Below are 12,132 nucleotides of genomic sequence, written 5' to 3' on the forward strand. Positions count from 1 at the left end.
TTAGATGTACTATGGTATATAACGAATAACAGGATAAATTCTTAGATGTACTATGGTATATAACGAATAACAGGGTAAATTCTTAGATGGACTATGATTAATATTAAAAAGGGGGATTTATAAAGAATATGAAAACAACAGTTGGAATAGAAAATGATATCATATTAGGAAAGGACTATTCAAACCTAAAAAGAGGAATTGCATTTTTTTCAATTGCTTTAATATACTTTTTTTATTGCTACAACTTTATGGTAGGTACTTTTATTAAACCAACAATGATTTATGCCCTAGCAGAGGGTGGATTTGGTTTTTCATTGAAACAAACAGAAGAAATATTTGCTGTGATGTCTTTTGGTACAATTCCAGGAACTTTTATTTTCGGAGTGATTTCAACAAAAATCGGAAAAAAGAGAACTTTAATTAGTGTTGCTTTATTAATTGGATTGACAACATTTATACCAATGTTGTCTCCTACAAATATTATGTTATGGAAAATTGCACGTTTGTGTACAGGAGTAGTACTAGGTGGTGTATTTGGAACAGCTATGCCTTTGGTTGCAGATATGTTCCCAAGTAAATATCGTGGTAAGTTAGCTGCTATATTGACTGCCTTATTTTCATTAGCTATGATTTTTGGTGGAAAAGTGTATGGAGTATTGGGTGATTCAAATTGGCAAATATTGATGTATACTGCAATTATACCACCTATAGTTGGAGGTATCTTAGCAATTTTCTTTGTACCAGATGATTTGGAGTATACAAAAGAATTAGTTAAAAAGGGAAAAGAAACTGGTGAAAAAATTAGTTATATAAGTATGTACAAGGGAAAATACTTATGGATTGGTATAGGAACAATTCTTTTATCAGGGGCTAATTTTACAGCATATTCAGCATTTTCAAATAATGCAACTACATACTTAGTAACAGGACTAGGAATGACATCAGTAGTAGCTGGTTCTCTATATAGTTTACAAGGAATTGGTCAATTAGTAGGATATTTATTCTGGGGCTCTATAGCAGATAAATTTGGGAGAAAAGTACCTTTTATAGGTATGGCATTAGCAGCAGTATTTGTTTTTATATATACAAAATTAGGAGGAGACAATATAACAACATTCTACATGATATCAGTATTGTTAGGTCTTGCTGTTGGATATTCTGGGGCATGGGGAGCATACTATACAGAACTGTTCCCAAGTAAATATCGCTCACTGTCATCTGGGATGTCGTTTAATGGAGGAAGAATTATATCTACCTTTGCAATACCTGCAATAGCTGGGACAGCTTCTGGTGCTTTAGGTATGATAACTATTTTTTATATATCAATAGCAGTATTTGTAGCAGGTGCTATTGTATGGTTATTCTTACCAGAAACATTAAATAAGAAGTAATAAAATACTGACAAATTTTTTTGTTACTTAGAAAGGGGTGGCTTATGATTTCATCAATTGATGTGTGTATTATAATAGGATATTTGCTGTTAATGTTAGTTATTGGTTATTATTCAGGAAAAGATAATAAAAATCAAGAAGATTATTTCTTAGCAGGTAGGTCAATGCCGTGGATTCCGATTGCTTTATCAGTTGCAGCTACTATGATTAGTGCAAATGGCTTTATAGGTGGTCCTGGATGGGCATATATGGATGGGATGTATCCAGTAATGGTTAATATTACAGTACCTTTAGCAATATTTTTTGCACTGAGCATTACCACCCCAGTTATTTATAGATTAAAGATAACATCTGTATATGAATACATGGGATTTCGTTTGGGAAATTATTCAAGAGGGTTAACTATTATTCAATTTTTTATTAATTCATTGATTCAAGCGAGCTCTATGGTATATATACCAGTGCTTATTATTCAGATGATTACTGGTTGGTCGCTTTATATTTTAGTTCCAATTGTTGTACTTGTATCAATTATATACACGTTATTAGGGGGAATTAAAGCAGTTATATGGACTGATAGTATTCAAATGCTAGTAGTAATAAGTGCTGTATTTATAGTAATTATTGTAGCTTTAAAAGGAATGAATCTTAGCTTTTTTGATACCCTACAAATTGCACAACAGAGTGGTAAATTAAATACATTTGATTTTAGCACAGATTTCTCAGTTACAAATACTTTTTGGGCTACTTTAATTGGTGGAACTATAATGTGGATAAGATACTTCTGTTTTGACCAAGCTCAAGTACAAAGAGTTTTAACATCTAAATCTTTAAACAGTGCAAAAAATTCTTTTGTAGTTAGTGCATTTGTTATGAATCTAGTTTATTACTTTATGTTATTGGTAGGAGTGATTTTATTTGTCTTCTATGATGGAAGAGCATTTGAAACTTCAAATGAAATAATGATTACTTTTATTTTGAATGAACTTCCAGTAGGAGCGATTGGAATTATTATTGCAGGTGTGTTTGCAGCAGCAATGTCTAGTATTGACTCTATATTAAATAGTATGACAACTGTTTTTACAAAAGATATTTATGAGTTTTATTTTAAAAAAGATGGTAAAGAATCATCATTAAAAGTAACAATGATTATAACCATAGTTATAGGTGTTGTTATGACAGGTTTCATTATTATGGGGTTTGGAGGAAGCATTAAGTCAATTCTTGACCTTGTTGGTAACTATATCTCATACTTTGCTGGACCAGCTACAGGTGTATTTGTACTAGCAATGTTTACATATAAGGCTCATGATAAAGGAGTATCTATTGGTTTTATTGTAGGATTAGTTTTAGGGTTTTTTATTTCTAATAAATATAACGTGAGCTGGTTGTGGAATCCAGCAATAGGTGCTACAATAACATTGATATTTGGATATATTTTTAGTATCATCTTAAAAAACAATAATAATGTAGAGGATATTAAAAAATATACTGTACTTGGTATGAGAAAAGAACTTATTTCTAAAGGGATGGATAAAGTAGATGGAGTGTCCATACTACCATTTTCTTTAGGTAAGCAAGAATTAATTGTATTAGCTTTTTTCATTATCCAATATATTATCTTATTTTTAATACAATTTTAAGAAGAAATACTAGATATTTAAGGAGAAATACTAAATGAATCAAAAGAAAGTTCATTATAATAAATCAGCTACATCAAAAGATGTCGCAAGATTGGCAGGAGTATCTCAATCATCTGTTTCAAGAGCATTTGGTAGTGCAAATGGAAAGGGTGTAAAACCTGAGGTAAGAGAAAAAATTTTTCGTATAGCGGATGAAATTGGGTATGTTCCTAATCTAGTTGCAAGAGGAATGATTAGTGGAAAAACAAATGTCATAGGGTTGATAGTGGGAGATAGCTTAGGTCCGTTTTACAATAGGATTATTGACCTATTTGTAGAAAAAATTCAAGAAATTGGTAAGCAATGTCTTGTTTTTAAAGTTCCTAGACAAGAAAGTATAGACAGTATAATCTCAAAAGTAATTCAGTTTCAAGTGGAAGCAGTAGTTATTACCGCTTCAGCTATGAATAAGGTTATGGCTGAGACATGTGAAGAAAATAATATTCCTGTCATACTTTTTAATCGTTTTATACCAGGGATAAAAATAAGTACAGTCTATGTAGACCCAATTGAAGGTGGTGGAATGGCTGCTGAGTATCTTATTAACAAGGGGCATAGCAATATAGGATATATTCAATTTACAAGAGAAACTAGTGAAGAAATGGAAAAGAAGATTGGATTTTATTCTAAGTTAAGACAAAATGGGATTCATAGCCTTAAAGAGGAATCAGCAAACTATGATTATGAATCTGGTTATGAAGCAGGGAAAAGAATGTTAGCATTATCAAACCCTCCAACAGCAATTTTTTGTACAAGTGACTTAATAGCTACTGGTGTGATGGATGCAGCGAGATTTGAATATAAATTGAGAATACCAGAGGATTTATCAGTAATAGGATACGATGATATTCAGATGGCTTCATGGAAAAGCTATAGTTTAACAACAATTAGACAACCATTAAATTTATTGATTGACAAGACTATTAATATACTTAAAGTTTTGCTAAATGAGGATAAATGTGAACCAATAGTTGAGATGCTTAAGCCTGAATTAATTGAAAGGGATTCTACGATTTAAATAGGAGTTAGTTTAAATATATAACATAGTTTTATAAGAAATCAAAAAACTGTTATTAAAATGATTTTTATAATCAATTAATAACAGTTTTAATTATTTATATATTTTGTAAGGCAATTAGATAGTAGATTTTAATAGTATTTTTTTATTTAATATTATTTTAGTATGTTGAGGATAATCTTATTAATAAAAATTATTGCTGAACTTATATGTGATATTAATTCAACTTGCTCATAATGTGATGCTTTGAATAATTTACATTCATCTATTGATTCAAGAAATTCAGGCTTATCTAGTTCCAGTTCTTCATCAATAATATTTCCTTTTAAACTATCTAATATTTGATATACTAATACTTTTGTCAGAATATTGATATATGTATTTCTGTATTTAACACCAGTTTTTTATGTGATTTGTATATGAGTCTTGTGCTAACAAACTAAAATAATCTAATATAAAGAAATAAAGAAAATTCATTATCTGTATAAGAAATGTTCAACTCTCCATTATACTTATCGACAATTCCTCTAATATTCTCAATACCATATCCATGAGAATTACTATCTTTTTTGTCTGAAACAAATAATTCATGTTTTTTATTAATAGGATTTATTTTATTATTTGTCAACAAATAGCTAAAATACTCTTTCTCACAACGAGCCTTTAACACCACTTTTCTATTTGATAAATCTGATATTTTTAAAGATGCTTCTATAGCATTATCCAAAGAATTTGAAAAAATAGTACACAAGTCTATAGGCTCTATACCTAAGTGATTGTCTATATCTATATTAAAATGAACATCAACTCCATTTTCTTCTAACTTTGTATGACGAAGATTTAAAATTGAATTAAGAGCTTGATTTTTACAAAATTGCTTGCCACTAAGAGTGCCAAGTCCTATTTTCAACTGATTAAAATATTCTTTAGCTCCATCAATATCTTCCACCTCTAAATACGATTCAATCATTTGAAAGTGGTTATTCATATCATGACGTATTTTACGTATTTGAATCTGTTGATTTTCTAGTAAGTTGTAGTATTTTTCTTTTATGTGATTTGCTTGATTTTCTATCTTCATCTTTACGTTTTCAATTAATGGTTGTAAAAGAAGTATTACACCAATATTTGCTATAATTGCTGATAAAATGATTATATAAGTGCCATAAGAATCACCTAAGATAATATTGTTTTTACTACCCATAGGAATTAAGTTAGTTGGTGGCAGAATAATAGCAATTAATATTGATAAAAATGAAGCTATACAGACCATGTCGATAAAAATCCATATCTTGTTTGATAGGTACTGTTTTATGTTGACTAATCTATTTTTTAAGAACATGTGTATAAAAAACCAAAACAATAATTTTATTATAGCAGAGACTATCTTAACAATTGAAAGTATTAAAAGATACTCACTTGAACAGATAAGTTCCCTATATAGAGGGTTGTTTATAAAAAGAAAATTGATACCAACTATAATAGGGTAGAGTATCATGATAATTGATACTATGGGAATCAATCTACTTTTACTACAGATTATAAGCATTATCAGATACCCAAGTAATGTAAATAAAATATTTACAGGGTCGGAAGCCCATATTATCATCTGGCTGATAATAGAGTAACCAAAAATCAATATGACTTTAAAAATCCAATGGTTTCTAAAGTCTATAAAATAAGAAGTCAACTTATAAAGAAAAAAAGCTATGTAAATATTAATTAAAACGATGATAAAAGTTGTGCCATTATTAAGTAAAGAATAAGAGTTCATCTAAGATACCTTTCTAAAAAATCGTATTCTAATATGTATTTTAAAACTAAGATTTTAATATATTATCTTGAATTTAAATTTTTAATATATCTTTAAAAATAAAGATTCTAACTCATTCTTGAGTTTAAGTCTTTAATATCCTTTTTAAAATTAAGTTTCCAATATATACCTTGTAAACTTTCCTACAACTTCTTGATACTTTTGACGGCTTATAGGAATTTTTTCATTATGAACTTTAGCATAAGTTTGATTTACACTATCTACATGGTTTAGATTAACAATATACCTTTGATGTGTGCGTACAAAGTTAGATGGAAGAACAGTTTCCATATCATTTAACTTCCCATAATATTCTAAAGTTCTATCAGAGGTCACTACAGTCAATTTTCTTAGCTCACTTTTAAAGTAGATAATGTCTTTCATATTGATTTTACAAAGGTTAGTTCCAATTTGAACTGTAATAAAGTTTTCTTTCCATTGTTCTAATTTTTTTAGTGCCTCTTTTAGTACCTCAGATATTTTTTCACTTTTGTAAGGCTTTAAGATATAGTTCAAAGCACCTACATCATACCCATGAAACACATAATCAGAAAAACCTGTGACAAAGATAATTATAGTATCTTCTGAGTATCTTCGTATAGTCTTTGCTATATCAACACCATTGCTTTCTCCAAGTTCAATATCTAAAAAAATAATATCCATATAATAGCTTTCTTGCTCTAGGTTGTATATTAGGCTTTCACCATTTGAATACTCTTTTATTTGGCATGGGTGACCCCACAAATCCATTTCCCTTGTAATGATTTTATTTAACATATTTCTTTGTTGTTTTTCATCATCACAAATACAAATCGAAATCAATGTGTAATCTCCTTTCAAGTTTTATGTTTATATAATTAAGTATATAATATATCTTGCTACCTAGATATATATAATGAGATAACAAATATATCCAAGTAGCAAAATAAGTTTTCTATATCAGTATAGATGATACCTAAAACTATTTTATTAAACTTATTTTGAGATTCCAATGGTTTTTCTTACTTTGAAATCCCAATAATATTTTTGAATTTCTTATAAGTTAACAGATATACAAGGTACATATAGATACCACAAATCCCTATAAGACCTAAGTTTATCAAAAGAGCATACACCTCGCTGTTGACAATTCTACTATCATTGTTAATCATAATCATAAAATTAAATAGATAGATTACAAAACTTCCTACAATAAGAGGGTATGAAAATACTTTCTTTAATTGATTTTTAATACAGAATTTTATATAGTCGTTATTAGCTCCTAATCGACTTAAGTCCATAAAAACTTGCTTATGATTCATAGCTATAGTGACACCTCTTGTATATGCAATGATTCCAACTGCTGCGAAACAGATGATTGCCACATATATAAATAACATTAAAAAGACTGCCATATTTTTTATCATATCTTGGCTTTGTAAAATTTTAAAGTTGGGATAGTATTTCCAATTAAGGTACAGTTGATTATTGTCTGGTTCTAATTTTAGAGGTCCTTCTCCACTTGTATATCTCTCATCCATAAAATACTTTTCTCCAGTTGATTCATAACGTTTTTTTACATACTCATCATAACCAGTAAACATACCCAGTTCTTTAGATGTTCTTTTTATAATCTCTGCCTTTAAATCATTAGCAAAAGCATAAGTATCTTTAGAATTATCTACATTAAATAGTACAGAATTATTGTAATTTTTTATAGATAAATCTTTAGTAAATGCTTTATAATCATTTTCATTAAGAACATAAACATTCATACTTTTGTTTTGAAAAAAGGAGCCATTAAAGATTAGATTTCCAGCATGTCTAAAAGGCATTTCTTTTTCTGTTACTGGACTTGATATAAATTTGGTATAATCGTAGTCTTGATTTTCATTCTCTTTATTTACAACAGCAAGATATTCACCATTTTTTATATTTATTGGTTTTCCAATTAATTTAGAAAAATCTTTAGAATTAAAGAACATGTCATAGGAACTTTTTTTCAGGTATACATTGTCAATAGTTCCATTTTTATGACGTGTTGACTCCACACCATCAACAATCAATTCAATAGAAGGAAGTTCCATATAGTTGTGAATATCTATATTGTATTTATCTGCTAATTGTTCAATATCTTTTTTTGATACCTGTTTATCTCTTTGATTGTAGGTAAAAGTGTAATCGATAGGGTTGTTTTTAATATTATCATAAATTCCTGTGACCATATTAGGAATATAGAATATAGCAAATAATGCTCCTGCAATTAAAAATGAAATAACACACATATTTTTTACTGTCTGTCTTCCCATAAATCTCATCATACTAGTTGATATGATATTTTTGTAGTATTTCTCAGGATGTTTTCCTCTTTTTGCATGTACTACTATATATGTCATAACCATGTAGATTCCAATAGCAGAGAATAGGTAGGTAATACTCCATATAGATGGTAATACATAATTTAATTTATCTATAACTATTGAAGGTACAATATAACCCAAAATAATACCTAGTATAACAAAAATCATACCTAATATACCATACCATTGCTTTACATCCTGTATTGGTTCAGATATTCTCTGGTCATTTAGTATATCAATTATATTTGTACGATTGATAAATTTTGATGAAAGCATAAATATACAAAATGTCACAAATATACAGAATATAAATCCATATATGAATCCTTGAGTCCCAAAATGATATGTCATTTCTCTAGTGTCAATAATCACTAATTGGAATATCTTCCAGATTCCAAAAGAGACAGGTACACTCAATAAAAGACCTAAAAAACAGCATATTATAGAAATCAACAATATTTCTGAGAATAGAAGTTTTTTTAATTTTTTCTTATCTGCTCCTAGAGCCATGAAAATACCAATTTCTTTACTTTTAAATTTTAAAAATAGGGAAGAAGCATATGTAGTAAAGACAGCACATCCTAATATAGCAACTGAGAATATCATTGTAGCTTGTTTTCTACTATCTCCACCAGTTGGGAGGATATTTTGTACTGTTGGGCTAAAATAAATTAGAGCATATGAAGTAACTAGTACTACAGAAAGTATTATACAAAAGAATAGGGTAGTATAGTTCTTCCAATTGTAGGCTCGAAGTTTTCCATATAACTTATTAATTGTCATCTTGAGCGCCTCCCATTTCTTTTAAAAGTTCTAGTAATTCATCTAGAAATTCACGTCTTGAATTTGATTTTACAACCTCCTTATAAACTGTTCCATCTTTAAGGACAATAACACGGTCGCAGAAGCTTGCTGCAAAGCTATCGTGTGTAACCATAAGTATAGTAGCATCTAACTCCTGTTTTGCTTTTAGAAACGAATCAATAACTGTACGACAAGACTTACTATCAAGGTTACCAGTTGGCTCATCTGCTAATATTAAGTCAGGGTTGTTCATAAGTGCTCTTGCTACTGCTGTACGTTGCTTTTCTCCACCAGATATTTCAGCGGGGTATTTTTTTCTAATATGTTCAATATCGAATAGTTCGCATAGACTAATGGCACGGTTTTCCATTTGTAAGACTTGACCACCTTTGATAATTTGTGGAACACATATATTTTCAAAGACGCTAAGACCATCAAATAGCATGAAGTCTTGGAATACAAATCCTAATTGTTGGTTTCTAACTTCAGAAAGTTCTTTTTCTTGTAAATTTTTTATATTATTGTTTCCAAGAGTTATTTCGCCATCGTCAATTGGAATAAAGCATGAGATACAATTTAGGAGAGTGGTTTTTCCACTTCCTGATGAACCCATAATTGCTACAAATTCACCTTTGTTGATTTCAAAAGAAATATTTTTTAATACTGGATATGTTTTATTACCTGTTTTGTATGATTTACATAAGTGGTTTACTTTAAGCATATATACCATCCTCGCTTTCATTTATCTTGTAAGTCAATGATAGCATTTTAAAGGGGTAGAGAAATACCAGCCCTATTGTAAGAATTGGATGTTTTTTTGTAATACTTGAAAATGTATTATTGATTATGCAAAATTCTATGAAGTAGGAACTATGTGATTTCAGTCATGGGAGGTTCAAAGTGTTAGAGGTAGTATAGTTTATGGTTATGTTGAGTAGCGATAGTGAGAAAGTTTATAAGTGTGTTTATAGGTATCGATTATCATGGTAGAGTAAGATAATATATTGAGAAAAGGGGTCATGGAGTAGTGAAGTAGTATTTAGAAAAGATTTTAAAAAATATAAATGTTATAGAATTGGAAAGGGATACTATAGTATTAAACCAAATAAATTGCTAAAAAATTTAAAGTTTGGTGTTAAAAGTATAAAAGAACTACTAATATAAAAATCATAATGAGCCTATAGAAAATATAAATAGAGATTTAAAAATATCCTAAAAAGCGATAGAAACACTTTTAAGATAGTCAAATAATCTCCATATCATCGTAAATTATTATAATAAAGACATTAATTTCTTACCAAAAAAGATACTACAATCAACAATGAAAAAACAATTGAAAGTATCGAAAAAGTAAAGTGAGAATTTGAGTCATTATTACGGTTATTAAGTTTTATCCATAAACCACATATAATTGTGAACAATAATAAAATTGCTGATATTACTCCTATAAATGTAAAAAACATTAAAACTCCCTCCCTATTTAATGTAAATATCTTTTAGTCAATGAGAATATTTTCAACCATTACCAGGGCTATACAGCAAAAAAGCTAATATATCATTATTTTATAGTATCTACTAGAAGTAAATCTAACTGAAAATCTATTAGACTATTCCTTTGTTCAACATTCATAATATCAATACCACTATACTTAAAAAAAGCATCAGAACGAAGGCAAAGCAACTGAATAAATGAAGTTATTTGATAAGCAATAGTTCTGTATTCAGCCTCAATTTTTTTATTGTTCTGATTTTCATAATGAGCTTTAACTAAAGGAAGTATCTCGAATGGATAAATAATTTCCTCTTGTACCAATATGTAGGGTACAGAAACTCTTATAAATTGACTATGTGCGTCTATAAATTCAAAAAATGCAATTATTATTTCTCGTAACTGCTGTTTAGGCACTAAATCTTTAATATCATGTGAGGCTTTATACTCATCCATATGACACTTTAAAAACTTTTTAATAGCAGTATTAACTAATGCTTCTTTAGATTTAAAACAATAGTTAATCATAGCTAAATTGACATTTGCCTTAGCTACAATTTCTCTAGCTGTAATGCTTGAAATATCTTTATGCGAAGATAATAACTGGATTGTGGCATTAATTAGCTGTTCTTTTGTAGAATCTGTTCTCATAATTTTCCCCTCAAAAATTTCCCTATAAAAAAATTAAACGTGTTTAATACACGTTTAGATACTATCATGAAAATTTTGGGATGTCAATGGGTGCTTAGACCTTTATAAGGGGGATTTGAACTTCTGTAAGATAATTCTCAGGATTTGATTCATTATGCTCACCTTTATGACCAAGCTGTCTATTTACACCTGACATCTTATAATCACTATTCTTATCCAACCAATAACAAAAGGATTCATATGCACCAGCTATATTTTCATATGGTCCATATACCATGGTGCATGCCATTATATCAACTTCTTCTGTCTCGCGATATGTAAATTTGGACTTATTCTTTCCAAACTTCTTTACGACCATTCCAACCTCAACATCTACGCCATTACCTGTAAGCTCTTCATCATGATAAAACGCTATATTATTGTTGGATTGACGTGATACTTCTATATGTTCCTCATTAATAAAATCAGATAACTTTTTCCAGAGGATACCTTCATAGAAGTAGTCTGGTATTATTTCTCTAAGAGATATGATTTTATAACTTGGAATTTTCTTAAAGACAACATTATGACGAATCTCATCTTTATCACATTTTAAGGCTTCTATAAATTTATCAATTTTATTTATTCTCTGTTTCTCTTGTTGTATTTCCTTTTGTATTTCATTCTTTTTTCGATTTAATTCCTGAATTACAAATTCATCATCCCAGTTATGTAATATATTTGATATTTCTGCAACACTAAACTTTGAATCTCTTAATAAGACGATTTTTTGCAAAGTTGAAATCTGTTCAACTGAGTATAGGCGATAACCTGTATATTTATCTATTTCTGCTGGTTTTAAAATACCAAGTTCATCATAATAACGTAACATACGAATAGATATCTGTGTCAATTTTGAAACTTCTCCAATTTTAAACATGAAAATGCGACCTCCTTTTCACTTAT

The 12,132-nt window shown here is 29.0% G+C and carries 10 protein-coding genes; 3 read left to right on the forward strand and 7 right to left on the reverse strand.

Features of this window, described 5'->3' with window-relative positions; all coding sequences use genetic code 11:
* Positions 1-128: 128 nt before the first annotated feature.
* From KGF38_RS04675 to KGF38_RS04685, 3 genes are read left to right on the forward strand one after another with little or no spacing between them, the layout of a single operon-like run.
* A complete protein-coding gene (locus KGF38_RS04675) occupies positions 129-1,391 on the forward strand; it encodes an MFS transporter (RefSeq protein WP_054269129.1) in 1,263 nt (420 codons plus the stop codon).
* Positions 1,392-1,435: 44 nt separating this feature from the next.
* Positions 1,436-3,034: a sodium:solute symporter gene (locus KGF38_RS04680; protein ID WP_074179094.1), complete on the forward strand. Its 1,599-nt coding sequence runs from the start codon at positions 1,436-1,438 to the stop codon at positions 3,032-3,034.
* A gap of 34 nt (positions 3,035-3,068) precedes the next feature.
* Positions 3,069-4,091, forward strand: coding sequence for a LacI family DNA-binding transcriptional regulator (locus KGF38_RS04685; protein WP_054269131.1), 1,023 nt, complete (start codon positions 3,069-3,071; stop codon positions 4,089-4,091).
* A 439-nt stretch (positions 4,092-4,530) separates the two neighbouring features.
* Here KGF38_RS04685 and KGF38_RS04690 read toward each other — a convergent pair whose 3' ends face one another.
* From KGF38_RS04690 to KGF38_RS04720, 7 genes are all read right to left on the reverse strand, one after another.
* Positions 4,531-5,865 (reverse strand): sensor histidine kinase, encoded by a 1,335-nt coding sequence (locus KGF38_RS04690; RefSeq protein ID WP_074179095.1) that lies wholly within the window; start codon positions 5,863-5,865, stop codon positions 4,531-4,533.
* A gap of 150 nt (positions 5,866-6,015) precedes the next feature.
* Entirely contained in the window at positions 6,016-6,726 is a 711-nt protein-coding gene (locus KGF38_RS04695) for a LytR/AlgR family response regulator transcription factor (protein ID WP_074179096.1), read from the reverse strand.
* 179 nt (positions 6,727-6,905) lie between these two features.
* On the reverse strand, positions 6,906-9,026 hold the full coding sequence (locus tag KGF38_RS04700; protein ID WP_074179097.1) for an FtsX-like permease family protein: 2,121 nt from the start codon (positions 9,024-9,026) through the stop codon (positions 6,906-6,908).
* Positions 9,016-9,768: an ABC transporter ATP-binding protein gene (locus tag KGF38_RS04705; protein ID WP_079770265.1), complete on the reverse strand. Its 753-nt coding sequence runs from the start codon at positions 9,766-9,768 to the stop codon at positions 9,016-9,018. Before KGF38_RS04705 ends, KGF38_RS04700 begins: the two co-directional genes overlap by 11 nt.
* A gap of 565 nt (positions 9,769-10,333) precedes the next feature.
* Positions 10,334-10,510, reverse strand: a complete 177-nt coding sequence (locus KGF38_RS04710) for a hypothetical protein (RefSeq protein WP_054269136.1) — start codon at positions 10,508-10,510, stop codon at positions 10,334-10,336.
* A 95-nt stretch (positions 10,511-10,605) separates the two neighbouring features.
* Positions 10,606-11,187, reverse strand: a complete 582-nt coding sequence (locus KGF38_RS04715; protein WP_219673758.1) for a TetR/AcrR family transcriptional regulator — start codon at positions 11,185-11,187, stop codon at positions 10,606-10,608.
* Positions 11,188-11,281: 94 nt separating this feature from the next.
* Positions 11,282-12,106 carry a MerR family transcriptional regulator gene (locus tag KGF38_RS04720; protein ID WP_054275873.1) on the reverse strand — a complete coding sequence of 275 codons (825 nt, stop codon included), beginning with the start codon at positions 12,104-12,106 and terminating at the stop codon, positions 11,282-11,284.
* Between the last annotated feature and the right edge of the window lie 26 nt (positions 12,107-12,132).

This window comes from Clostridioides sp. ZZV14-6387 (assembly GCF_020657835.1).
In the GTDB taxonomy this organism is placed as follows: Bacteria; Bacillota; Clostridia; order Peptostreptococcales; family Peptostreptococcaceae; genus Clostridioides; species Clostridioides difficile_A.

Coding starts and splice junctions, on each gene's coding strand:
- KGF38_RS04675 (WP_054269129.1), top strand. CDS start 129: ATGAAAACAACAGTTGGAATAGAAAATGATATCATATTAGGAAAGGAC.
- KGF38_RS04680 (WP_074179094.1), top strand. CDS start 1,436: ATGATTTCATCAATTGATGTGTGTATTATAATAGGATATTTGCTGTTA.
- KGF38_RS04685 (WP_054269131.1), top strand. CDS start 3,069: ATGAATCAAAAGAAAGTTCATTATAATAAATCAGCTACATCAAAAGAT.
- KGF38_RS04690 (WP_074179095.1), bottom strand. CDS start 5,865: ATGAACTCTTATTCTTTACTTAATAATGGCACAACTTTTATCATCGTT.
- KGF38_RS04700 (WP_074179097.1), bottom strand. CDS start 9,026: ATGACAATTAATAAGTTATATGGAAAACTTCGAGCCTACAATTGGAAG.
- KGF38_RS04705 (WP_079770265.1), bottom strand. CDS start 9,768: ATGCTTAAAGTAAACCACTTATGTAAATCATACAAAACAGGTAATAAA.
- KGF38_RS04710 (WP_054269136.1), bottom strand. CDS start 10,510: ATGTTTTTTACATTTATAGGAGTAATATCAGCAATTTTATTATTGTTC.
- KGF38_RS04715 (WP_219673758.1), bottom strand. CDS start 11,187: ATGAGAACAGATTCTACAAAAGAACAGCTAATTAATGCCACAATCCAG.
- KGF38_RS04720 (WP_054275873.1), bottom strand. CDS start 12,106: ATGTTTAAAATTGGAGAAGTTTCAAAATTGACACAGATATCTATTCGT.